Raw genomic sequence first — 22,421 nt, forward strand, 5'->3', positions numbered from 1 at the left:
CCATAATTTTGTGAAATGTCCAAATCTCAAGAGTATATAAAAGGTAGAGGAGCACAGAGCAATGTTCCTAATCGATTTGATGCAAATAGCCACGAGTTTAGAGATGATTTTCTGAATTATTGCGCTACAGAAGGTGATGATTTTCAAGAAAGCAAAACCACAATTATCGATACGTTCCCAAAAACTATCGTGAATAAAGTAGAAAGTCCCGATGTTGGGATGAGCTATTCTTTAAATCCGTATCAGGGTTGTGAGCATGGTTGCATTTATTGTTACGCCCGGAATTCTCACGAATATTGGGGTTTTAGTCCAGGGTTGGATTTCGAACAGAAAATTTTGGTAAAGCAAAATGCGGTCGAGTTATTAGAAAAGAAACTCCGCAGTAAAAAATGGCAGGCAGCGCCGATCGTTTTATCGGGAAATACAGACTGCTATCAGCCGGTAGAAAAGCGATTGGAAATTACCCGAAAATTGCTTCAAACCTTTTTAAAATATCGGCATCCGGTGGGTATTATTACCAAAAATGCCTTGGTGCTAAGGGATCTTGATATTTTAGAAGAGCTGCATAAAGACCGATTAGTTCACGTAAATATTTCGATCACCAGTTTACAGGAAGAAACGCGAAGAATTTTAGAACCTCGTACAGCAAGTATCAAAAAACGATTGGAAACTGTCGAGAAACTTTCAGCAAAAGGAATTCCGGTTAATGTGATGATGGCACCAATAATTCCATCAGTCAACAGCCATGAAATTATGCCCCTGGTTAAAGAAATTGCGAATAGAGGAGCGCTTAGTGTTGGATATACGATCGTAAGATTGAACGGTGCTATTGGTACGATCTTTACCGATTGGATCAATAAAACCATGCCCGATAGAGCTAGTAAAGTGCTTCATCAAATTGAAAGTGTTCACGGCGGAAGTTTAAACGATAGCCGATTTGGAACCCGGATGAAAGGAGAAGGAGAATTCGCAGACCAGGTAAAGCAACAGTTTAAAATTGCTAGAAATTTATACCTGAAAGATCGTGAGCGGCCGACATTGAACTGTGGTTTACACGAGATTTACAAAGACGAGCAGATGAAGTTGTTTTAATAATGCGCTGAAAATATTTTAATTAGAGTTTCGTTATTTATTGGAAAGCCTTTTCATTCAGACTTAAACCATCAATCAAAAATTATGAAACTCAATTCCTTTGGCGAAGAATTGCTGAAATATGTAATTCTGTTTTTCTTTATTTATTCGGTTCTTTATATTTTTCCTTTTCCGCTAAACTCATTTACTCCTCTGTATTTTTTTGAAAGGATATTCCATCAAAATACTTGGCATGTTATAGTTCCGTGGTTCGCTGAGACTTTTCTTAATAACCCAGATGCTTATCATGTTCAAAATACAGGAAGTGGAGACACCTTGTACGACTTTGTGAGATGTTTATTGATCGGGATTCTAAGTTTTATACTTTGTACAGTGATTTTCTTACTCTTCCGAAGAAAAATAAATTCGAATAAACTCATTTATATAGGAGGACAATACATACGTTATTACCTAATATTTGTATTGTTAACTTACGGAATCATTAAAGTCTTTAAACTTCAGTTTGGAGAGCCATATTTAATAAGGCTTGTAACTCCTTTTGGCGAAATGTCACCAATGGGACTGGCCTGGAATTATATGGGGTTTTCTAAAACCTACACCGTATTTGCAGGCTGGTCTGAAACTATTGCTGCTATTCTGCTTATATTCAAACGAACCAGAACATTAGGTGCCGTTTTGAGTTTTGGGGTGATGTTAAATGTTTTTATGATGAATATTTCTTATGATATTCCTGTAAAACAATTTTCATTGCATTTATGTGTTTTTTCAGCCTTTTTGATTTTAATCGACGGCAAAAGATTACTGAATGTTTTTATCCTTAATCGTGATGTTTCTAAAATCGAATATGTAAAACCATTTTCGAAAAAATGGAAAAATTATACGCTTCAAATTGCTAAGTTTTTATTCATCATTGTGTTTGTTGTTTTAAAACTGATTTCTACAATACGTAGACAAGATATGTATGGTGACCTTGGTCCTAAACATGAGTTATACGGAATTTATGAACTAAATGAATTTCAGCTGAATCATAAGAAAAGACCGGCTCGATTAGATGATAGTTTGCAATTTAAGCGACTTATTTTTGATCGGCCACAGCTGATGTATCTTCAAAAAATGAATGATGAAGGTGTTTATTACGTGGCAGAAACAGATACCGTTGCCCAAAAGATCTATTTAAAGGAACGTGATTCTAGTAAAGTTGGGTTTTTTGATTACAAAATGAAACCGGAATCGAATGTTTATGAGTTTGAAGGTATTTTTAAAGGCGATAGTATCTATTTTAAAACCGAAAGAAAAGGGCGTGAAGATTTCTTGCTGAACAACAGAGGTTTTCATTGGATCTCTAAATATCCTTTTAATCGATAAGTCTATTTTTCTCGAAATTGTAGTTTTTTTAGATAGATTTTTTAGTGTTTTTGATATGTTGAAGTTTAAACTTTAGCAGGAATTTAGCGAATTCTGGTTTCAGGAGTTTTAATTTTAGAGACAAGATAATTTGAAGATTTGCTAAATTATTTTGAATTCTAAATGCTGAATTTTGAATAAGCCGATAGCTGATAGCTTAAGGCTGAAAGCTCAACCGAAAACTGTAAACTGTAAAAAGACCATGCCCGAACTTCCTGAAGTTGCTTACCAGCAAAAATATGCAGATGCTACGATTCTACACAAAAAGATAATTGCTGTTGAAACCGGAGATAAAAAGATCTATCAATCGCCGAAATCTGACTTTGAAAAGCATCTTAAAAACAACGAATTTGAGTCTACAACTCGGTTGGGAAAATATTTATTTCTGAAACTAAAGAAAAACGGAGTGCTGGTGATGCATTTTGGAATGACCGGAAAACTAGATTTTTATCAGCATGATGAAACACCAAAATACACGAAATTAAAACTGATTTTTGAAGATGATTCTAAGCTTGCGTTTACTTGTCCGCGTAAATTCGCAAAACTATATCTAGCTGAAAGTGTTGAAGCATTTCAGGAATCTCACAATCTTGGCGTAGATGCTTTAGCAATTTCTGAAAAACAGTTTTTAGACATCTGTGATGGTAGAAGCGGTACGATTAAAGGCTTGTTGATGAATCAAAGTTTAATTGCCGGGATAGGAAATATGTATGCCGATGAGGTTTTATTTCAAACTAAAATTCATCCTAAAAATAAGGTAAATAATTTAAGCCAAAAACAACTAAAATCGATTTTCGATAAAATAGGGGATGTTTTAGAAGTGGTAAAAGAAGCCAGAATCGAAGGAAAACGAGTTCCTGAATCTTACTTAACCCGATTAAGAAAAGAAGGTGAAGACGCCGATTGCCCACGAAATAACGGTAAGATCGAACAAACAAAAGTTTCTGGAAGAACCACTTATTTCTGTCCGGTTTGCCAGGGGGAATTCTAATTCAGCTTAGCTTTTTCCCTAAAAATATAATTAATTAAGATCACGGGTATAAAGTTTAAACTGATCCTTATTTGCTCAGTATTTGAACTAAAACTCATTTGCCAGATATTCAAATTAACGGAAGCACCAATTATAGTATCTGAAGTAAGATCAATATAAAAACCAAGACAAATTCCGGCGACAAATTTGAAGGTAAATCCTAATAGACTTATCCCAATAATTTGTAGGAACTGATTGATAATAGATAAATTAAGTCCTTTTTTAAAGTCTTTTTTCAGAAGGAGGTAACCACTATAAATAGATAAGCCATTTAATGTCACGTTTAAAAGATCAATTGTGTGAAGGAAGAACAAGAAAGTCAAAATGCCCAAAGCACCTGCTATTAATTGATACAATCCCAAAATTTTGATGAATTTTAAATTCATTTTTTGTCTTTTTTGTTGTATTCTAAAAATTCACTGCCAACTGCTTCCTAAAACTATCTACTTCAACCCATTCCATTCTGCGTAAAACTGATCTAAAAACTGCTCCATAAATTCATGGCGTTTTTGTGCAATTTCGGTACCTGTTTTAGTGTTCATGCGATCTTTTAGCAATAATAATTTTTCGTAAAAGTGATTAATGGTTGGTGCGTTCGAAGCTTTATATTCCTCTTTGGTCATATTCAGTTTTGGCTCGATTTCGGGATCGTAAATCGCTCGGTTTTTAAATCCGCCATAATTAAATGTCCTCGCAATTCCTATCGCACCAATGGCGTCCAAACGATCGGCATCCTGAACAATATCAAGTTCGGCGGAATGAAATTTCTGTTCAATATTTCCGCCTTTAAAAGAGATATTCTGAATAATCTTTACCACATGATCACTAACTTCCGTAGAAACCTGCTGAGATTCTAAAAATTCGGCTGCTATTTTTGGCCCAATGCTTTCATCTCCATTATGAAATTTCGAGTCGGCGATATCATGCAACAAAGCGCCCAGTTGCACAATAAAATCATCTGCATCTTCAGTTTTGGCGATTAGCTTAGTATTGTTTAAAACCCGCTCGATATGAAACCAGTCGTGACCACCTTCAGCATTTTCCAAAGTTTCTTTTACAAACTGAATCGTGTTTTCGATGATCAATTCATTTTGAGTCATATTTTATCGAATATCAGTTATAATAGTACGTTCAACTAGTGCTACCAGGCTTTCTGGATGTGTAGAGTCGATTTCAATAGGTTCGTGTACTTTCATTCGCATGGTAACGCCGATATCTAAAGGGAAATTACCGTAGCGAAAAAGCTTCCAACTGTTGTTAATGGTGATAGGCACCACCAGGGCGTGTGGCATTTGTTTAAAAAGCATTTGCATACCGCTGGCAGCAAACTTTTTAGGTTTTCCGGTGCGACTTCTGGTTCCCTCAGGGAATATTACAGCAGATCGATTGGTTTTCTTTAAATATTTGGCAAATTTGGCCATTTTAAGCAGACTTTCCCTTCGGTTTTTACGATCGATAAGTACAGAGCCGCCATGTCTTAAATTGAAAGAAATACTTGGTATTCCTTTTCCCAGTTCTTTTTTACTTACAAATTTTGGATGATGCTTTCGCATGTACCAAACAATAGGAGGGATATCGTACATTCCCTGGTGGTTTGCCACAAAAATACAGGGACGCTCAACCGGAATTTGATGTTCGTTTTCTACTACAAATCGCGTTCCCAGTAAATTAAGGCAACGTAGCAGAAAGAAATTGAAAATGTCGACACTCTTTTTATGTGTCTGGTAACCGCCTAATTTTAATGAGATCCATTGGATAGGATGAAAAATTAGTAGGGTTAGAAAGAAGAAAAAATAAAATATGACCGTTAACGGATATGATAAAACTTTTTTCATTGCTTAAATTAAAGCTACAAAAATAAGTTTTTAAAGGAAATAGCCGCGTAATTCTTATTCGATCATTTCGGCGCACTTAGAATCTACACATCCAATCGTTGGGAAATCTTCGATGGAGCAGTCTGAAAATATATTGAATTTATTATTATACTCGTCTTCCAGCTTTGTATAATCTTCGATCATTTCTTTCAGCAGATCTACATCTATAGCAGTTGAAAAAACTACATATCCCTGTGGGCCGCCGCAAGCTTTACTTCCGTAGGCTAAATAATCGCAATCTGTATCTTCATTGCAATTTCCAGAACTCGCAAAATTAGTTATAGCTTCTAGTTGTTCCTGAAGTTGCATTTCATAAGCTGCTTTACTTTCAGCCGTATCATCATTGGCGCAGGAAACGAGGTTGAAAATCGATAATATGAGCAAGATTTTTTTCTTCATAATAATAAGATACAAATAATCTAAATAGGTTGCTTTTGGAGCATAAAAAAAACCGACAAGCAATTTGTCGGTTTTTGATATTTTAAATGGAATGCTGCTTAGCAGAATTCGTCGTAAGCACCGGTAAGGTTTTCAGCGATCATTTCAGCAGGACGCCCTTCGATGTGGTGACGCTCTAACATGTGCACTAACTCACCATCTTTAAATAATGCCATAGAAGGAGAAGATGGAGGGAACGGTACCATAAAACCACGAGCAACATCGGTAGCTTCGCGATCTACACCTGCAAAAACGGTATAAAGATTATCTGGAGTTTTTGCGTTTTGTAAAGACATTCTAGCACCTGGACGAGCATTTGCTGCAGCACATCCACAAACAGAATTTACTACAACAAGCGTAGTTCCTTCTTTTTTCATTGCCGCTTCTACATCTTCTACGGTATGTAATTCTTCAAAACCTATGCTTGTAAGATCTTCACGCATTGGCTTTACTAAATCTGCTGGATACATATATTGTAATTTATTAGTATTAGACTTTATTAGTTTACAAAGATATTAAATTAAGTTCAGCTTAATGAAAATCAGCCCTTAAACCTAATTTCTTCTAAAGTTGTCGTGCTTAAATCCCTTGCCTTACAATAAAAGCGGTTAGTTTTGTAAATGTTATCTTTGCTAAAAATTTGCGATTTATGATAAAGTGGCTTCTAGCTGTTTTAGGTTTTATGTACATGCGATATCCCGGGGCCATTATTGGTTTTATTATTGGGACACTTTTAGATAATTGGAATCGTAGTAGCGGTGGTTTTCTAAAATCGATGATGGGAGGAAAGCAGTCTTCTACGGTAAGTCCGGGAGATTTCGAGCTTCATTTGTTGTCGCTTTGCGCGTTGGTGATCAAGGCAGATGGTAAAGTTTCACAAACCGAACTCGATTATGTACGTTCTTATTTTGTGCGTGCCTACGGGAAAGAACGTGCCAATGCAACTTTTAGAACCTTTAACGATGTTATTAAAAATCGTGAATTATCGGCCTCCCGAATTTCGCAGTATTTAGCCAGCCGAACGCAATATCCAACCCGTTTACAGATCACGCACTTTTTATTTGGGATCGCCCAGGCCGATGGATCGGTAAGTGCTTCAGAAGCGAATATGATCCAAAAGATCGCTAGTTATCTTAGGATTGGTGCTAAAGATTTTGAAAGTATCAAGGCGATGTTCTTTAAACAAACGCCAGATAATGCCTATAAAATACTTGAGATCGAGAAATCTGCTTCAGATAGCGATGTGAAAAAAGCCTACCGAAAAATGGTAAAGAAGTACCATCCCGATAAGTTAGAACATATGGACGAAGCTTATAAAAAAGGTGCTCGCGAGAAATTCGATAAAGTGCAGGAAGCTTACGAAACCATCCAAAAAGAACGCGGCTTCTAATTGTAATTGATGCAGCAAATGTTAGAGGCTTAATTTGGGCGTTGCCTGCGGCCGGGCTTTACGCTACAATCTTTTGCTCGTGCCTCGCAAAAGGATTTTCGCTGCAATCCCTAACGCAAAAAAATCTTTTTCACGCAACCATTTACTTTTTTAGGTATCTATTTTAAAATTTAGAATATGAAATCTATTTCAAGATGAATACTTGTTATTGGGCTATTTATTAGTTGTTCAGATGATGATGAGGAAAATATAGATTGTGCCCTTTACGACCCAGCCTTTTCACAATTATTTCTAAGATTAGAAGATACTTCTGGAGAAAACTTACTCGAAAACGGAACGATAGACCCTGAAAATATTAATGTGAACGCAGATTTCGAAAACGCTTCTTTTAGATATATACCCGCAAATGATTATGCGCAACCTGATAGTGGAATTAGATTATTAGATCATTCGTTAGCCTTATCGATTGCTTATGCAGAGTCTTTCAAATATCAAATACAGGCCGAAGGTTTTAATCCTATTGAAATTGACTTTTCCACAATCCGAAAAAATTTACCTTGTAACGTAAGCTTATATCTGCCAAATCAAGCTTCATCAAATGGCGAAGTTTTAAACATTATAGAAATCCCACCAATTCAGTTTTTAGTAGTTGTTGCTTTAAATAAATAGCTAATAAGCCCCACCATTTTTTAGTTTCTACGCAACCATTCTATATTTTCTGTATCTTATTGATAAATATGTCATTATGAAATATACTTTAGGGTTATTATTTGTTTTTTTACTTTTCGCTGGTTGTGCGGGAGATGAAGAGGATATTAATTGTGCTGCATATTCTCCTATAATTCCAGGTTTAAATTTAAGATTTGTAGATGCCTCAGGCAATAATCTTATTGAGAACGGATCAATTGATCCTGAAAATATAAGGGTAGAATCAAATTCCGAAACTCTCGACTTTGAGTTAATTAAAGAAGATAGATTTGGGGAACAAGATGCTGATTTTAGAATATTCAGTAATTCAATATTTTTTAAAGTCGTACCAAGGAGATCTAGTTTTCAGTTTACAATAACAGCTGAAAACTACAACAGCGTGACTGTAGATTTTTTGGCAGAAAGACATGATTTGCGATGTGGTATTTCTTATTATGAGGTTATTGAAGCATCGTCTAATGAAACAAGTTTAGAATATTTAGAGTTGAATTCAGCTCTATTGCTTTATGTTATTAATTTGGAGGAAGAGAACTAAGTCAACAGATAAAACCAGATTTAAATACAGGCTAATCAGCAAAAAGCTCCAACATATTTTTAGTGGTTAAATACTCAAATTCGCGATTTTCAACATTAAATTTTTCATCTAAAATTAAAATTGCCGGTAAGCTAAATTCCTTGTTTTCCCTACTTGCCAATAATATCGGAATCTGATGAATGCCATTTCGTATATTTTCTCCCTGCTGATTATAGAATTTCTGACCTTCAAAAGTGATCGTATCGGTACTTTCAGCATTCATTTTTACGGCGTAATAATCGGAGTTTAATTTTTTGATAATTTCAGGATCTTTAAATGCATTTCGATCCATTTTTTTGCAATACACGCACCAGTCGGCATAAAAATAAATAAAGGTTTTCTTTGGTTTTAGCGCCAAAGAGTCTTCTAATTGTTCAAAATCGATCCAGCTTATCGAATCACCTTTTTGAGCATAACCGAATACTGGAAATACTAAAAATATAATCAATATTTGAAGATTTTTGATCATGTTTTGTTGTGTTGAGCTGTCAGCTTTCAGCAAAAATTGTTTTTAAATTTTACAATCTTATCGCCTGATTCTTGTGTCTATTTTCTATGCTTTAACATCTAACAGCCTAAGCGATCTTAATTCTAACTTCAATTCACTTCTCGATACAATTTTAGCTCCGCTATCACTTCATGAAAATCACTCGAAGTGAGATTATATATAATTCAACATTTCTAGTCTAAATTCTAGACTCTCATATCTAACAGCGAAGCGGTCTAAAATCTAACTCCTAAAGATCATGCAAATTCCCAAATTTAATTCCGAAGAAAAAAGTACGGGGTTGTGACGGGCCATAAACATAATCTGAATCTCTTGTCGCGCCGGTATCAAAATCGTCCTGATAAGCGTTAAAAAAATTCTGAATTCCGCCATAAATATTCATCTGAAAATTTTCTGTAATATCGATATGCTGATTTAGTTTTAGATTAAAATCGTAGAAAGAATCACTTTCATTTAGTTGTAAAAATCCATTATCGCTAATTACCAAAGGAACAGTCATCGGGCCGGTGTAGGTTCCAGTAAGATCGAGACTGGTTTCTTCAAAGATCGAGATGTTGGCATTCAGGTAGCCATAAACGTTTGGATTACGAACAAATTCAGAAATAATAATATTGCTTTCATTGGGATTACTGCCATCCGCTTCAAACAAAACTTGCCCTTCTTTATATTTTGAATTCTGAAGGGTTCCACCCATTTGGAAACTAAATTTTGAAGAAGGAGAAATGCCAATTTCAAAATTCATCCCGCTAACATAAGCGCCGCTTCCATTTCTTACTTCTTCTAATATCGATCCATTGGGTAAACTCGCGCCGGTACTCACCGTAGTAAAAGGGTTCTGAAGTTCGGTATAAAACCCTTCTAACAAAAAATTGGTTTGTAATTTGTTGAAATTCTTCGAGTAATTTACAGACGCAGTATAGGCATTAGAGTATTCGGTTTCTAAATCGTTCGATAAGATCACAAATTGCGGTTCACCGCCCACCGAAGAAATATGCATATCTTCATTAAACGCCTGCGGAGCTCTAAATCCGCGTGCATAACCGCCTCTAAACTGCCAGTCGTCGGAAACTTTATATCTTAAAGTTAAACGCGGACTCACAACCGTTTGTTCAATATCTGATTTTCTTTGGATCTCCTGAATTGTATAATCTCCATTAATCACCACATGGTCTAAACGCCCACCGATAAGCGCCGTAAATTTTTCTGAAGGTTTCCATTCATATTGTGCAAAAGCGCCGATAGAATTTACTGTTTGATCGATCGTACGCTGGTAGCCGGGAATTTGATCTTCAGTATTACTCAAATTATATTCGGTTCCCACGGTTAAAATATCATTGCTATTTTTAAAATTTCGGGTGAATTGCCCACCAACTAAAAGAAAAAGATCATCGGTATTTCCGTAGGCATTTGCCGCAGTGATCGAATCCTGCTTTGTTCGGCCTCGACCCAATCCACCATAAAAACTTTTACGATCGGTATGCTGGCCAGAGCTGTAGATCGAAAAATTATTGCTTCGGTCTTTATTGTGAAATTCGTAAGTAATTCCACCAATTATTGTGTTGTGATCTAATTCTTCAGTGATATCGGTAAGATGAGGAGCGAGATCTAATCTGTCGCCACCACGTCGATATTCTTCCAAAGCGGTAAGATCTAAAGTAATTTTACTATTTTCATTCGGTTTTAAAAAAGCTTTTGCGCCAAGGCTGGTGTTGCTGAGTTCGGTAAGTTCAGAAAATCCGTCTTTATTCGCATCGTAACTATTGCGATCGCGTTTCATCCCAAAAACGGTGATTCCGCTAGTCAATTCTTCATTCACTACAGAGGCATTAATATTTAAAGTGCGATCTGGAATTTCACCATCTATAAAGCCAAGATTCGATGAAATTTGCCATGAATTTAAAACAGGATCTTTGGTGATAATATTTATCGTTCCGGCAATCGCATTCGATCCATATAAAGCAGAGCCGCCACTTCTCACAACCTCGATACGGTCTAGAATAGAAGTAGGGATTTGTTCTAAACCGTACACACTGTTTAAGGCGGAAAATACGGCCCTGCTATTGATCAAAATCTGCGTGTAACTACCGTCTAGCCCATTTAAACGGACTTGCGTGAAGCCACAGTTTTGGCAATTGGTTTCTACCCGAACTCCGGGTTGATAGTTTAAACTTTCTGCTACTGAAATTGATTGTGTGGCGTTAAATAACTTTGGGCTAAGCACATTTACAACCACCGGGGCTTCTTTCACATTAACCCGATTTCTGGTCGCACTAATCACTACCTGATCTAATCCTAACTGATCTTCTTCAAGCTGAATAATTAATTGCTGATTTTGGATAATTTCAGAAGTAATTTTTATGATTTTGGTTTTGTAACCAATCGCCTGAATTTTTAAAGTAGTTTCTGCGGAAATTTTTATGCTGAAATTTCCTTCTCGATCTGCTGAAGTTCCTAGTGATTCCCCAATAACTGAAATATTTGCGAAAGCCACTGCTCCAGAAGTACTGCTTATTTTACCATTGATTTCTACCGCTTCCTGTACGGTAGCGATAGTGGAAAAAAAGAAAAATAGGAGCGTAAAGAACTTCATTTCAATAAATTTCAGGTGTTTAAATATTATTTTTAGACAAAACTAAAAATTTGTTTTTAAATAAAAAAATGTATTTTTGTGTGTAATTAAAATTGAAATGACGCTTTCCGAAGAAAATTATTTAAAATCGATCTTTCATTTAGAGAAGAAATATGTTCGCGGTGTAAGCACCAATGCGCTTGCCGAGGAAATGGAAACTAAAGCTTCATCGGTCACCGATATGATCAAAAAGCTTTCAGAAAAAAATCTGGTAAACTATAAAAAGTATCAGGGCGTAAAACTGAGTGAAAAAGGAAATTCGATTGCGGTGCAAATCATCAGAAAACATCGCTTGTGGGAATATTTTCTGGTAGAAAAACTCGATTTTAACTGGGATGAGGTTCATGATATCGCCGAGCAGTTAGAGCACATAAAATCTGATGAATTAATAGCGAAACTCGATAAATTTCTAGAGTATCCTAAGCGCGATCCTCATGGTGATCCTATACCAGATGCCGAGGGTAATTTTGCGAATCTCGAAAAAAAGATTTTAGCCGAATTTGATGAAGGTGACCAGGGAATTTGCGTGGGAGTTAAAGATTCTTCTGCAGCATTTTTGCAGTATTTAGATCGAAATAAGATCAAATTAGGGAAATCGATCACCATTTTAGAAAAAGAACAATTCGATGGTTCGATGATCTTAAAAATGAATAATAAAGAGCTTACCATCTCTAAAGTGGCTGCTAATAATATTTACTTAAAGCCTATATCTTTAGAATAATAAACTGAACTATGTTAGATACAATTGTTGCCTATTTTGAAACTTTAGATCCTGTACTAGCTGCGTTTTACGCAACGCTTTTTACCTGGGGATTAACGGCACTTGGTGCTGCTTTGGTTTTTTTCTTCAAGAAAATGAACCGAATGCTTTTTGACGGAATGTTAGGTTTTACAGGCGGAGTAATGGTGGCTGCCAGTTTTTGGAGTTTACTAGCTCCAGGGATAGAAATGAGTCCCGGCGAAGGTTTCGAAAAAACTATTCCAGCAGTTGTTGGGTTTGGTTTGGGTGCACTTTTTATTTTTGGATTAGATAAGATCCTACCACATTTACACGTAAACTTTAATACTGAAGAAAAAGAGGGAATAAAAACTCCCTGGCATAAGTCGGTTTTGTTGGTTTTAGCGATCACTTTACACAATATTCCTGAAGGTCTAGCCGTAGGAGTTTTGTTTGGCGGTGCAGCAGCCGGTTTTGAAGGTGCAAGTATTGCCGGGGCGGTTGCTCTAGCGATAGGAATTGGTTTACAAAACTTCCCTGAAGGTTTTGCAGTAGCGATGCCTTTAAGAGGACAGGGCTTTAGCCGATTAAAAAGTTTTAATTATGGGCAGCTTTCTGCAATAGTAGAACCTATGGCTGCCGTTCTTGGTGCCTGGGCGGTAATGACATTTCAGCCAATTTTACCTTATGCTTTAGCTTTTGCAGCAGGAGCCATGATATTTGTAGTCGTCGAAGAAGTAGTGCCAGAATCTCAACAAAGTAAATATACAGATGTAAGTACTTTAGGATTTATTGGTGGTTTTATGGTGATGATGACACTGGATGTGGGTCTTGGATAGAAAATTGATTAGTTGATAATGCAACATTGTCTTTAAGTTGTCGTCCTTTAAAAAAAGGCGATCATGAAAAGAATATTACTTGTTTTAATTTTTATAGTTAATGGAGTAAGCCTGTCTGCCCAAACCGAGGTAGTCAGGCTTCAATCTTTTTTAGAAGTAGGGGAAAAGCTGGATTGTGGAAAATATAGCATTATTTTCAAAGAAGTGCTTGTAGATTCCCGTTGCCCTAAAAATGTAACCTGTATAAGGGCTGGCAACGCCAGACTTCTTTTTGAAATTAAAGATGAGAAGGAAAGATCGTTGGGAGAAGTTGAGATTTATATAAGTGATAAAATAAACCTCTATTTTAAACAATATCAGCCGTTAAAAAATGTAGATCTAAAAGTCACAGGATTAGCTCCTTATCCTGAAAATCCTTTCAAAATTGAACAATCTGAGTATAAGGTATTTATTCAATTAGATGAACTTTTAAACTAGTGGTTGCAACCACAGTCGCTCATTCCGCAGGCCTTTTCTTTATCTACCTTTTTCTTAAGAAATGCCGGTTTCCAAATAAATTTGGTGATCAAATATCCTACAGCCGTTAGAAAGGTTATAAAGACTAAAATGTTTTGTATAAGTTCCATAGTATTTAAGTCGAAATTCTATAAAATTCTTACAGGTTTATTTTAAAAACTGAAATGCAATTAGGGCGACGAGATATGCAAAAACACTCATAATCACTAATTGCAATATTGGCCATTTCCAGCTATTGGTTTCTTTTTGTACAATTGCCAACGTGCTCATACACTGCATGGCAAAAGCGTAGAAAAGCAACAAACTTACTCCGCTTGCCAAAGTAAATAATGGTCCGCCAAGAATAGGATTGGTTTCAGCTGCCATTCGGTTTTTAATCGTTTCTTCTTCGTCGCTTCCAACACTATAGATCGTCGCTAGAGTTCCTACAAAAACTTCACGTGCAGCAAAAGAACTAATGATCGCAATACCAATCTTCCAATCGTAACCCAAAGGCGCTACAACAGGTTCGATACCACGTCCCATAATGCCAATATACGAATGCTTCAGTTTATAACTGGCGATTTCCTGCTCGATTTCTTCAGTAGGAATACTTTCCTCGGTATAATTTCCGCGAACAATTTCTTCAGCATTATTAAAATTATCACCAGGCCCGTAACTCGCTAAAACCCATAAAATAATAGAGATCGCAAGAATTATTTTACCGGCACCAAATACAAAAGATTTTGTTTTTTCTACTACATTAATACCAATATTCTTAAGCAAAGGAACTTTGTAGTTTGGCATCTCAATCACAAAATAACTTTTGTTTTTGATCTTAAGGATTCCGTTTAAGATCCATGCCGATAGAATGGCTGTTCCAAAACCAAGTAGGTAAAGAAACATAAGCATTAAGCCCTGTAGGTTAAAACCTAGAAAAGTCTCATCTGGGATCACTAACGCGATAATGATAAGGTACACTGGTAATCTGGCAGAACAGGTAGTAAATGGTACTACCAGGATCGTGATTAAACGTTCTTTCCAGTTTTCGATATTTCTGGTTGCCATTACTGCTGGGATCGCACAGGCCGTTCCAGAAACTAAAGGTACCACACTTTTTCCGCTAAGTCCAAAGCGCCGCATAATTCTGTCCATTAAAAATACCACACGACTCATATACCCGGTTTCTTCGAGAATCGAGATGAAAAGGAATAAAAATGCGATCTGCGGAATAAAAATTACGATTCCGCCTAATCCTGGTATAATTCCTTCAGCAATTAAACTGGTAAAGACGCCTTCTGGTAAATTTGCTTTGGTAAGCTCACTTAAAGAAGCAAAAGTGCTATCGATAAGATCCATAGGATAGCTGGACCAATCGTAAATCGCCTGGAATATGAGCAGCAGGATTGCAAAGAAAATAACGTAACCCCAAACTTTATGAGTTAAAACACGGTCTAACCGAGATCGTAGATCTTTGGCCGCATTTTTATCTACGCTAAGAGCTTCTTTTAATGCACCGTTGATAAACTGGTAACGGTGTATAGTTTCTTTTTGCTGAAGTCTTTTGAGCTCTGAATTCGATTTTGTATTAAATCCTGAAGTTTTATCGATCTCATTTCTATTGATGTTCCCAAAATTTACATCCTGGGTAATCACCAGCCAAAGTTTATAAATTGATTGCTTAGGAAAAGCCTTTCTTAGATTGCCAAAGTAATCTGGATCGATAACCGAAGCATTTACACATGGCTCGCTAGAAATATTTCTATGGTTAATGATAAGTTCTTTAAGCTTATCGATACCCGTACGTTTTCTCGCACTAACCAGGGCTATTTTTGTGTTTAATCGTTCTTCAAGAATATCAACGTCTAAAGAAATCCCTTTACGTTCCATACGATCGGCCATGTTGATCACCAATATTGTAGGAATTCCCAGATCTTTTATTTGGGTAAAAAGTAAAAGGTTTCTTTTTAAATTTTCAACATCACTTACAACAACCGCAACATCTGGATAATCTTTATCGTTTTTATTAAGCAATAATTCGATTACCACATTCTCATCTAAAGAAGATGCGTTAAGGCTGTAAGTTCCCGGAAGATCTAAAATATGCGCTTTTAAACCACGAGGAAGTTTACAAACTCCTTCTTTTTTTTCTACGGTGATCCCAGGATAATTACCAACTTTTTGGTTTAATCCTGTAAGCTGATTAAATACTGAAGTTTTACCGGTATTGGGGTTTCCAATTAGCGCTACGTTAATCTGTTTGCCGGTCATTTGATAAGCTCGATTTCGATTTGTAAAGCGGTTTCTTTTCTGATGGCTAAATGGCTTCCGTTGATGTTAAGGTACATAGGATCTTTAAAGGGAGCGGTTTGTACCAATTCTACTTCGTTACCGGGGAGACATCCCATTTCCAGAAGTTTTAGTGGTACATGATCTGCAGAAAATTCCTTGATGATTCCGCGTTCGCCTCGCTTTAAATGAGCTACTGTAACCTTCAAATTTATTTAGATTGAATTTAAACAACGCAAAAATAGTGGAATTTGCCCAAGTACAAAAGTTTAGGCGTTAAAATGTAGGCTTTTACTCCTCGTACTCGCGCTTCAGAATCTTAATATCTTCCATTAATTCTTCGATAGCTTCAGCATTAGTGCCGTCATAAAAGCCGCGTATTTGCCTGTCTTTATCTACAAGCACAAAATTTTCGGTATGAACCATATCATACTTTCCGCCGTCGCCTTCACTTTTGGCTGCGAGATAAGATTTTCTGGCTAAATCGTAGATCTGTTTTTTGTTTCCGGTAACAAGATTCCATTTGCTGGCAATAACCCCTTTTTCTTCAGCATAACGCTTTAATTGGGCTACCGTATCTATTCGTGGCATCACGGTGTGAGAAAGAAGAAAAACATCTGGATCGTTTTTGATCCTTTCCTGGATCTTCACCATATGATCGGTCATTATGGGACAAATCGTCATGCAGGTGGTAAAAAAGAAATCGGCAACGTAAATTTTATCCTCGTAGTTCGCGTTGGTAATGGTGTCACCATTTTGATTTACCAGCTTAAAATCTGCAATTTTGTGATACTTTCTTACATATTGCATGGTGGTATCTACCAATTCGTTATTTACCATATCCGGCTGGTAAATGGCTAACTTTTTATCTGGTTTAAGTAAGGTGTAAATAGACCACATGATCACTACACAAAGCGTCCCAAAGGTGATAAGAAAGATCTTGTATCTGGAAAGAAATTTACGCATAGCAAATTTTTATGCAAAATTACAGCCTCCCAGTTAATTTGCCACATGAAAAGCCTTAAAATTTTGGCAGGATAAATGCTTACTAGTTTACAAACTTTTCTAGGTCTTATTAAAAGACTACTTTTGTGCGATTTAAAAATTGAATATTAGCGAATGGATCCATTTATAGTAAAAGCAATTCAACTTCTTCTTAGTTTGTCATTGCTTATTGTGTTGCATGAGTTTGGACATTTTATACCTGCAAAATTATTTAAAACCCGCGTTGAAAAATTCTTTCTCTTCTTTGATGTAAAGTTTGCGCTTTTTAAGAAAAAGATCGGAGATACCGTTTACGGAATTGGATGGCTTCCTTTAGGAGGTTATGTAAAGATCTCTGGAATGATCGACGAAAGCATGGATAAAGAGCAGATGGCCCAGCCACCACAAGAATGGGAGTTTAGAAGTAAACCGGCCTGGCAGCGTTTAATTATTATGTTAGGTGGTGTAACAGTAAATCTGGTTTTAGGCTTTCTACTTTTTATGATGATCCTTTTTGTTTGGGGAACTAATTATGTTGGTCCTGATGAAATGCCAGAAGGTTTTGCGATCGTAGACGAATTTAAAGAGTTTGGATTTGAAGATGGAGACCGCGTTTTACAAATTAATGGAGAAGATCTACAAAATAGTTTAGATATTAATCGTAAGCTATTTATGCGAGACGTAAATACGGTTACTGTTTTACATCAAAATGGAGCTGAAGAAACGATAAGTATTCCTGAAAATATCGGCGAGCAGATGTTCGAAGAAGGTATTATGCAGCCGTTTATACCTATCCAGCGCCCAATTTTAGATAGTATTGCACCTGAAACTGCGGCGAGTCTAGCCGGTTTACAAAAAGGAGACAGCATTATTTCGATTAACGATCAGGAGATTGGCTACTGGCATGAAATGACTAAAAACACCAGAGCTAGTAAGAATACTGAAATGGAGATCGTTTTTGAGCGTGATGGTGAAATTAAAAGCGTAATGGCCACTCCAGATGAAGACGGTATTTTAGGTGTTACACCAAGAAGAGACTTCGAGGTAAAAACACAAGAATATGGCTTTGCTGAAAGTATTACTGAAGGTTTTAAAGACGGTTACTGGACGCTTAGAGATTACGTGTATCAATTTAAGTATGTATTCACCAAAAAAGGAGCAACCCAGGTTGGTGGTTTTGGAGCGATAGGAGGGATGTTCCCAGATGCGTGGAACTGGCAGGCGTTTTGGCATACAACAGCGCTAATTTCTATCATTTTAGCTTTTATGAACATCTTACCAATACCAGCTTTAGATGGTGGGCATGTAATGTTCTTGCTTTACGAAATAATTACCGGAAGAAAACCAAACGAGAAATTTATGGAATACGCACAAATGGTTGGATTCTTTATCTTAATTGCTTTGGTACTTTACGCAAATGGAAACGATATTTATCGAGCGATATTCGATAAATAAGACCTGAAATATTTATAAAAACAAAGCCCGAAATTAGATAATTTCGGGCTTTGTTTTTTTGCTGAAAACTGAGAGCTTTTAGCTTAAAGCTTAATTATTCAATCGCACGTTCAGGATAATCGGTAATAATACCGTCTACATTCATCTTTTTAACTTTGTCGATATCGGCTTGTTCATTAACCGTCCAAGGAATAACCTTCATTCCGCTTTGCTGAATTTTAGCCACCTTCATAGAATTTAAAAGCTTGTAATGCGGACTATAAATTGCCGGTTTAAAACTAATCTTCTCCATATTTTCATCAAATTCCCCGTGACCTACCAGATACGCTAATGTTACTTCAGGATAAGAACGATGCATTTCTTCTAAAATATTCACGTCAAAAGATTGAATATTGATCTTAGAAACAATCTGTTTTTCTTCTAAGATCCTCATTACCGCTTTTACAAATTCGGCGGGCTTTGGCTGTGATTTTTCGTATTCAGCAACGTCAGATTTTATTTCGATATTATAACGTATAGGATCAATATTCTTCGATTTTACGTAGTTTTCTATGCTATCGATCGTTTCAGCAAGTAAAGGTTTGTAGGTTTTAAATTTTCGCTGTTCAGGAAAAGATGCGTTGCCTTTACTGCCAATATCAAACTTTTTAATGCTGTCGTAAGTCATCGTGAAAAGATTGTAGTTCTTTTCTTCCTGTTTTGGGATCGTATCACCTGTGGGAGAAAGCACATAGGCTGAAGACATAAATGCTTCGTGACTTACCACAATTTTCCTGTCCTTAGACATCACAACATCCATCTCTACCACATCAATGCCTTTATCAATTGCAGCAAGAAATCCCGGAATGCTATTTTCTGGGGAATGCCCACGTTCACCGCGATGTCCCTGTACTTCGATTTTCGATGTTTCCGCGGTAATTTTTTCTTCGGAAGTATTTTCTTCTTTCCTGTTTTCTTTACAACTGAAGCTTACGAGCGCAACAAAAAGCAGGCTTATTTTAACCAATTTCATATCTAAAAATTTATAGAGACCTAATAACGTAGATTTTAGAAACAAAAAAGTTAAGCTAACTAAAACTTATCTTCAAGTTTAGTCAGTTCTAAGCTCAAATTAATCGGCATCCGGAAACATAAAAGCTTCAATTACTTCTGAAGTGAATTCAGGATTAGCTCCTTCTTTTGAAGCGACTAATGCGCCAATCGCACAGGCATAATTCAATGCTTTTTGGGGTTCTTCTTTCCGCAGTAATTTAGAAATTAACGAACCTAAAAAACTGTCGCCGGCGCCCACAGTATCGGCAACTTTAATTTTGTAGCCGCTATTGTAAAACAATTTCCCTTCAGTAAAAAGAACTGCACCGTGACTGCCTTTAGTAACGCAAATCGTTTTGGCGTTGGTGATCTTGGTCATGTAGCTAAGATTCTGCTCTAAGGAATTAAAAGGGGAATCGAACATGGCAGCGATCTCGTAAAGCTCGTCATCATTAAATTTGATAAAATCAGCTTTTAAAATTAGATCTTCCAGGATCTCTTTTTCGTAATGCGGTGGTCTTAAATTAATGTCGAAAACAGCGAATTTAGCATGTTTAAGTAATTCAGTTAAAGTTGCCCTACTTTTTTGATCGCGACAAACTAAACTTCCGAAGAGAAAAGCATCGGTAGTTTTTACCTTGTCGATCATTTCTGCTGAAATTTCAATTTTATCCCATGCTGCAGGATGTTCGATCGTGTAAGAAGCAGATCCGCTATCGTCTAGTTCTACAGTCACCACGCCGGTTTGAAAATCTAAAGTTTCAGCAACCAGAGAATGATCTATATTTCTCGATTTTAGATATTCCAGCAGGTTTTTTCCTTTTTCATCCTTACCAACGCTACTGATCATACTTGTGTTAATCCCGTTGGCGCTAAGTCGAGAAGCCACATTTAATGGAGCTCCCCCAATTTTTTCTGAATTTGGAAAAATATCATATAAAACCTCTCCAAAACAAACGGCGTTTATGGCTTCAGACATAGTAGAATGCGTAATTTTAATTAAAATTAAATTCGTTGGCTTCAATATCGATCACAGGAACACCTTCGTTGATCTTTAAACTGGTATAAGGTTGCTTCGGAAAAAAGATCTCGGTCATCACTGTTTTTCCATCGTCATAAAAAATTTCGATGCTCATATTATCTAAAATCAGGTTCACTTTTAACGAATCTGAAGTAGCGATTCTTCTTCCGGTAGATACGGTTGATGCAAACTCTTTTCCGAAATCGGTGATCCCAGATTTAGATCGATCGATATAAAACTCATTTTCTTTCTTTTTAAAACCGAATTTAAATTGATCTCCGCTTTCATTATTCAGTGTCAAATGAACATCTTTAGTGATCTTCGGGATTAAAAATGAAACCTGTGCTTTGGTAAGATCCAGCTCATTTTTTTCGATTATAGCATGGTCATCATCGGTTAGTTTCCATTTGGTTATAATTTCCCCCACATATTTTTCAAGTTCTTTAACCGGAGTGGAGGTGATGATATACTTATCGTTTTCTTTTTTAAGTTGAAGTTTACGTGCGATCGTCATGGCGCTTCTCCAGGTTTCGCTAGGGACTTCCTGGGCATAGAGCCAGTTGGACATCCAGCCCATAAACAACGTTCTGCCATCTTCTTTTGGAACATTAGACCAGGTCACTCCGGCATAATTGTCTTTTCCAAAATCTAACCAGTAAGGATGGTCGATGTTTTTTCCGTAAAGGTCGGCTTCAGGAGTAAAGTTTTTCCCGTCCCAGTCGCCAACAAAATATTGCGTAGCCGAGCCCCCATTGAATCCGCCGGGATTAGTGCTTTGTATCAAAACCCATTTGGTTTCGTCGCTATTTTCAACTTTCATAGGAAAGAAATCCGGGCATTCCCAAACACCGTCTTGTGCAGCATAATTTTCGCCAAATTCAGATACCTTTTTCCAGTCTTTTAAGTTTGCTGAAGTATAAAAATAGGCTCTATCTCTGGCTGAAAGCACCATGATCCATTGTTTATTCTCTTTGTCCCAGATCATTTTAGGATCTCTAAAATCCTCCAATTCTGGATTCTCGATTACCGGGTTGGCTTCATATTTTGTCCAGGTTTTTCCTTCATCCAAACTGTAAGCAATAGCTTGCGATTGATAATCGATACGTCCTTCTTCAGCGCCTTTTGGGTCGTGATAAGTAAACATGGCGATTACAGGTGGCGTTGTGCCATCACCAAAACCAGAAGTATTATCATGATCTACCACCGCGCTTCCGCTAAAAATATATCCTTTTTCATCTGGGAAAAGAGCGATCTCCTGTTCTTCCCAGGTGATCATGTCTTTACTCGTAGCATGTCCCCAATGCATTGGGCCCCATTTATTACCATCTGGATAATACTGAAAGAACAAATGATAGATGCCGTTTAGATAAAACATTCCGTTAGGATCGTTCATCCAGTGCTCCTTTGGCGAAAAATGAAAAGAAGGTCTAAAATCTTCATCGGTTTGAATCGATACCGTTTCGGTTTCAGGAGTTTGTTGATCCTGATTTTTGTTTTTACAGGATGCGAATACTAAAAGTGCGATAAGAGCTGCAGGTCTCAAAATTTTCATAGAATCTCAAAATTAATATTAAAAGGCAGCTGGAGGTTAAGATTCTATAAAAATAGGGAAAATTTTAGCGATTTTCCTAAGGATATTTAAATGGTAGAGATTTATAGATCTAGGTTTATATTTTAATACATAAACAAAAAAGCCGCACTAAAAATAGTACGGCTTTTTGCTCCCCCTCTTGGGCTCGAACCAAGGACCCTCTGATTAACAGTCAGATGCTCTAACCAACTGAGCTAAGGAGGAATATATCAATATGTTTTCAGCATTCTCGGCAGCTGAATTTGCCCTAAAAATTTTTTGCTCCCCCTCTTGGGCTCGAACCAAGGACCCTCTGATTAACAGTCAGATGCTCTAACCAACTGAGCTAAGGAGGAATTTGCAATCAATTT

Annotated in this window: 24 protein-coding genes and 2 tRNA genes; 10 read left to right on the plus strand and 16 right to left on the minus strand. The window is 36.7% G+C overall.

Annotation, left to right across the window (positions count from 1 at the left end; all coding sequences use genetic code 11):
• The first annotated feature begins 15 nt into the window (after positions 1 to 15).
• The 3 genes from INR75_RS04865 to INR75_RS04875 all read left to right on the plus strand — a co-directional run bounded on the left by INR75_RS04865 (position 16) and on the right by INR75_RS04875 (position 3,487).
• Positions 16 to 1,092, plus strand: coding sequence for a PA0069 family radical SAM protein (locus INR75_RS04865; RefSeq protein ID WP_223090999.1), 1,077 nt, complete (start codon positions 16 to 18; stop codon positions 1,090 to 1,092).
• 84 nt (positions 1,093 to 1,176) lie between these two features.
• Positions 1,177 to 2,457, plus strand: a complete 1,281-nt coding sequence (locus INR75_RS04870) for a hypothetical protein (RefSeq protein WP_223091000.1) — start codon at positions 1,177 to 1,179, stop codon at positions 2,455 to 2,457.
• 172 nt (positions 2,458 to 2,629) lie between these two features.
• Complete coding sequence (locus INR75_RS04875; protein ID WP_255584645.1) at positions 2,630 to 3,487, plus strand: Fpg/Nei family DNA glycosylase; 858 nt, start codon at positions 2,630 to 2,632, stop codon at positions 3,485 to 3,487.
• Here the strand turns inward: INR75_RS04875 and INR75_RS04880 are convergent.
• The 5 genes from INR75_RS04880 to INR75_RS04900 form a co-directional block, all read right to left on the minus strand.
• Positions 3,484 to 3,912, minus strand: coding sequence for a hypothetical protein (locus INR75_RS04880; RefSeq protein WP_223091001.1), 429 nt, complete (start codon positions 3,910 to 3,912; stop codon positions 3,484 to 3,486). The genes INR75_RS04875 and INR75_RS04880 overlap by 4 nt on opposite strands.
• Positions 3,913 to 3,969: 57 nt before the next feature.
• On the minus strand, positions 3,970 to 4,626 hold the full coding sequence (locus INR75_RS04885; protein WP_223091002.1) for an HD domain-containing protein: 657 nt from the start codon (positions 4,624 to 4,626) through the stop codon (positions 3,970 to 3,972).
• Positions 4,627 to 4,629: 3 nt separating this feature from the next.
• On the minus strand, positions 4,630 to 5,361 hold the full coding sequence (locus INR75_RS04890) for a 1-acyl-sn-glycerol-3-phosphate acyltransferase (protein WP_223091003.1): 732 nt from the start codon (positions 5,359 to 5,361) through the stop codon (positions 4,630 to 4,632).
• A gap of 54 nt (positions 5,362 to 5,415) precedes the next feature.
• On the minus strand, positions 5,416 to 5,799 hold the full coding sequence (locus INR75_RS04895; protein ID WP_223091004.1) for a hypothetical protein: 384 nt from the start codon (positions 5,797 to 5,799) through the stop codon (positions 5,416 to 5,418).
• 98 nt (positions 5,800 to 5,897) lie between these two features.
• Entirely contained in the window at positions 5,898 to 6,308 is a 411-nt protein-coding gene (locus INR75_RS04900; protein ID WP_013069643.1) for a BrxA/BrxB family bacilliredoxin, read from the minus strand.
• 179 nt (positions 6,309 to 6,487) lie between these two features.
• On the opposite strand from INR75_RS04900, the gene INR75_RS04905 reads away from it, so the two are divergent.
• The 3 genes from INR75_RS04905 to INR75_RS04915 all read left to right on the plus strand — a co-directional run bounded on the left by INR75_RS04905 (position 6,488) and on the right by INR75_RS04915 (position 8,471).
• Positions 6,488 to 7,228: a TerB family tellurite resistance protein gene (locus INR75_RS04905; protein ID WP_223091005.1), complete on the plus strand. Its 741-nt coding sequence runs from the start codon at positions 6,488 to 6,490 to the stop codon at positions 7,226 to 7,228.
• 360 nt (positions 7,229 to 7,588) lie between these two features.
• On the plus strand, positions 7,589 to 7,897 hold the full coding sequence (locus tag INR75_RS04910) for a hypothetical protein (protein ID WP_223091006.1): 309 nt from the start codon (positions 7,589 to 7,591) through the stop codon (positions 7,895 to 7,897).
• A 76-nt stretch (positions 7,898 to 7,973) separates the two neighbouring features.
• Positions 7,974 to 8,471, plus strand: coding sequence for a hypothetical protein (locus tag INR75_RS04915; RefSeq protein WP_223091007.1), 498 nt, complete (start codon positions 7,974 to 7,976; stop codon positions 8,469 to 8,471).
• Positions 8,472 to 8,502: 31 nt separating this feature from the next.
• On the opposite strand, the gene INR75_RS04920 is transcribed toward INR75_RS04915, so the two are convergent.
• Both INR75_RS04920 and INR75_RS04925 read right to left on the minus strand, forming a co-directional pair.
• Positions 8,503 to 8,979, minus strand: coding sequence for a thioredoxin family protein (locus tag INR75_RS04920; RefSeq protein ID WP_223091008.1), 477 nt, complete (start codon positions 8,977 to 8,979; stop codon positions 8,503 to 8,505).
• A 268-nt stretch (positions 8,980 to 9,247) separates the two neighbouring features.
• A complete protein-coding gene (locus INR75_RS04925; protein WP_223091009.1) occupies positions 9,248 to 11,608 on the minus strand; it encodes a TonB-dependent receptor domain-containing protein in 2,361 nt (786 codons plus the stop codon).
• 97 nt (positions 11,609 to 11,705) lie between these two features.
• Between INR75_RS04925 and INR75_RS04930 the strand changes: the two genes are divergently transcribed.
• The 3 genes from INR75_RS04930 (at position 11,706) to INR75_RS04940 (ending at position 13,681) form a co-directional block, all read left to right on the plus strand.
• A complete protein-coding gene (locus tag INR75_RS04930) occupies positions 11,706 to 12,368 on the plus strand; it encodes a metal-dependent transcriptional regulator (RefSeq protein WP_223091857.1) in 663 nt (220 codons plus the stop codon).
• Between the two features lie 11 nt (positions 12,369 to 12,379).
• The gene (locus INR75_RS04935; protein ID WP_223091010.1) at positions 12,380 to 13,204 is read left to right on the plus strand and encodes a ZIP family metal transporter; all 825 of its coding nucleotides are present in this window, start codon (positions 12,380 to 12,382) and stop codon (positions 13,202 to 13,204) included.
• Between the two features lie 63 nt (positions 13,205 to 13,267).
• Positions 13,268 to 13,681 (plus strand): hypothetical protein, encoded by a 414-nt coding sequence (locus INR75_RS04940; protein ID WP_223091011.1) that lies wholly within the window; start codon positions 13,268 to 13,270, stop codon positions 13,679 to 13,681.
• Here the strand turns inward: INR75_RS04940 and INR75_RS04945 are convergent.
• The 4 genes from INR75_RS04945 to INR75_RS04960 form a co-directional block, all read right to left on the minus strand.
• Positions 13,678 to 13,830 carry a hypothetical protein gene (locus INR75_RS04945; RefSeq protein ID WP_223091012.1) on the minus strand — a complete coding sequence of 51 codons (153 nt, stop codon included), beginning with the start codon at positions 13,828 to 13,830 and terminating at the stop codon, positions 13,678 to 13,680. The genes INR75_RS04940 and INR75_RS04945 overlap by 4 nt on opposite strands.
• Before the next feature lie 37 nt (positions 13,831 to 13,867).
• The gene (gene feoB / locus INR75_RS04950) at positions 13,868 to 15,970 is read right to left on the minus strand and encodes a ferrous iron transport protein B (protein WP_223091013.1); all 2,103 of its coding nucleotides are present in this window, start codon (positions 15,968 to 15,970) and stop codon (positions 13,868 to 13,870) included.
• Entirely contained in the window at positions 15,967 to 16,197 is a 231-nt protein-coding gene (locus tag INR75_RS04955) for a FeoA family protein (RefSeq protein WP_092539909.1), read from the minus strand. Before INR75_RS04955 ends, feoB begins: the two co-directional genes overlap by 4 nt.
• Positions 16,198 to 16,279: 82 nt before the next feature.
• The gene (locus INR75_RS04960) at positions 16,280 to 16,954 is read right to left on the minus strand and encodes an SCO family protein (protein WP_223091014.1); all 675 of its coding nucleotides are present in this window, start codon (positions 16,952 to 16,954) and stop codon (positions 16,280 to 16,282) included.
• A gap of 153 nt (positions 16,955 to 17,107) precedes the next feature.
• Here INR75_RS04960 and rseP point away from each other — a divergent pair, with 153 nt between their 5' ends.
• The gene (gene rseP, locus INR75_RS04965) at positions 17,108 to 18,427 is read left to right on the plus strand and encodes an RIP metalloprotease RseP (protein ID WP_223091015.1); all 1,320 of its coding nucleotides are present in this window, start codon (positions 17,108 to 17,110) and stop codon (positions 18,425 to 18,427) included.
• Between the two features lie 94 nt (positions 18,428 to 18,521).
• Here rseP and INR75_RS04970 read toward each other — a convergent pair whose 3' ends face one another.
• The 5 genes from INR75_RS04970 to INR75_RS04990 all read right to left on the minus strand — a co-directional run bounded on the left by INR75_RS04970 (position 18,522) and on the right by INR75_RS04990 (position 22,406).
• Positions 18,522 to 19,439 (minus strand): glycerophosphodiester phosphodiesterase family protein, encoded by a 918-nt coding sequence (locus tag INR75_RS04970; RefSeq protein ID WP_223091016.1) that lies wholly within the window; start codon positions 19,437 to 19,439, stop codon positions 18,522 to 18,524.
• A 99-nt stretch (positions 19,440 to 19,538) separates the two neighbouring features.
• Positions 19,539 to 20,438 (minus strand): carbohydrate kinase, encoded by a 900-nt coding sequence (locus INR75_RS04975; RefSeq protein ID WP_223091017.1) that lies wholly within the window; start codon positions 20,436 to 20,438, stop codon positions 19,539 to 19,541.
• A 16-nt stretch (positions 20,439 to 20,454) separates the two neighbouring features.
• Positions 20,455 to 22,032, minus strand: coding sequence for a glycoside hydrolase family 32 protein (locus INR75_RS04980; protein WP_223091018.1), 1,578 nt, complete (start codon positions 22,030 to 22,032; stop codon positions 20,455 to 20,457).
• A gap of 169 nt (positions 22,033 to 22,201) precedes the next feature.
• Positions 22,202 to 22,275, minus strand: a tRNA-Asn gene (locus INR75_RS04985).
• A 57-nt stretch (positions 22,276 to 22,332) separates the two neighbouring features.
• Positions 22,333 to 22,406: transfer RNA gene (locus INR75_RS04990), tRNA-Asn, on the minus strand.
• Positions 22,407 to 22,421 lie beyond the last annotated feature (15 nt).

The organism is Zunongwangia sp. SCSIO 43204 (assembly GCF_019904275.1).
Classification (GTDB): Bacteria; Bacteroidota; Bacteroidia; order Flavobacteriales; family Flavobacteriaceae; genus Zunongwangia; species Zunongwangia mangrovi.

Bases quoted from the DNA above. Each gene is read 5' to 3' on its own strand.
- INR75_RS04865 (WP_223090999.1), top strand. From the start codon at position 16: ATGTCCAAATCTCAAGAGTATATAAAAGGTAGAGGAGCACAGAGCAAT.
- INR75_RS04870 (WP_223091000.1), top strand. From the start codon at position 1,177: ATGAAACTCAATTCCTTTGGCGAAGAATTGCTGAAATATGTAATTCTG.
- INR75_RS04880 (WP_223091001.1), bottom strand. From the start codon at position 3,912: ATGAATTTAAAATTCATCAAAATTTTGGGATTGTATCAATTAATAGCA.
- INR75_RS04885 (WP_223091002.1), bottom strand. From the start codon at position 4,626: ATGACTCAAAATGAATTGATCATCGAAAACACGATTCAGTTTGTAAAA.
- INR75_RS04890 (WP_223091003.1), bottom strand. From the start codon at position 5,361: ATGAAAAAAGTTTTATCATATCCGTTAACGGTCATATTTTATTTTTTC.
- INR75_RS04895 (WP_223091004.1), bottom strand. From the start codon at position 5,799: ATGAAGAAAAAAATCTTGCTCATATTATCGATTTTCAACCTCGTTTCC.
- INR75_RS04900 (WP_013069643.1), bottom strand. From the start codon at position 6,308: ATGTATCCAGCAGATTTAGTAAAGCCAATGCGTGAAGATCTTACAAGC.
- INR75_RS04905 (WP_223091005.1), top strand. From the start codon at position 6,488: ATGATAAAGTGGCTTCTAGCTGTTTTAGGTTTTATGTACATGCGATAT.
- INR75_RS04915 (WP_223091007.1), top strand. From the start codon at position 7,974: ATGAAATATACTTTAGGGTTATTATTTGTTTTTTTACTTTTCGCTGGT.
- INR75_RS04920 (WP_223091008.1), bottom strand. From the start codon at position 8,979: ATGATCAAAAATCTTCAAATATTGATTATATTTTTAGTATTTCCAGTA.
- INR75_RS04925 (WP_223091009.1), bottom strand. From the start codon at position 11,608: ATGAAGTTCTTTACGCTCCTATTTTTCTTTTTTTCCACTATCGCTACC.
- INR75_RS04930 (WP_223091857.1), top strand. From the start codon at position 11,706: ATGACGCTTTCCGAAGAAAATTATTTAAAATCGATCTTTCATTTAGAG.
- INR75_RS04935 (WP_223091010.1), top strand. From the start codon at position 12,380: ATGTTAGATACAATTGTTGCCTATTTTGAAACTTTAGATCCTGTACTA.
- INR75_RS04940 (WP_223091011.1), top strand. From the start codon at position 13,268: ATGAAAAGAATATTACTTGTTTTAATTTTTATAGTTAATGGAGTAAGC.
- INR75_RS04945 (WP_223091012.1), bottom strand. From the start codon at position 13,830: ATGGAACTTATACAAAACATTTTAGTCTTTATAACCTTTCTAACGGCT.
- feoB (WP_223091013.1), bottom strand. From the start codon at position 15,970: ATGACCGGCAAACAGATTAACGTAGCGCTAATTGGAAACCCCAATACC.
- INR75_RS04960 (WP_223091014.1), bottom strand. From the start codon at position 16,954: ATGCGTAAATTTCTTTCCAGATACAAGATCTTTCTTATCACCTTTGGG.
- rseP (WP_223091015.1), top strand. From the start codon at position 17,108: ATGGATCCATTTATAGTAAAAGCAATTCAACTTCTTCTTAGTTTGTCA.
- INR75_RS04970 (WP_223091016.1), bottom strand. From the start codon at position 19,439: ATGAAATTGGTTAAAATAAGCCTGCTTTTTGTTGCGCTCGTAAGCTTC.
- INR75_RS04975 (WP_223091017.1), bottom strand. From the start codon at position 20,438: ATGTCTGAAGCCATAAACGCCGTTTGTTTTGGAGAGGTTTTATATGAT.
- INR75_RS04980 (WP_223091018.1), bottom strand. From the start codon at position 22,032: ATGAAAATTTTGAGACCTGCAGCTCTTATCGCACTTTTAGTATTCGCA.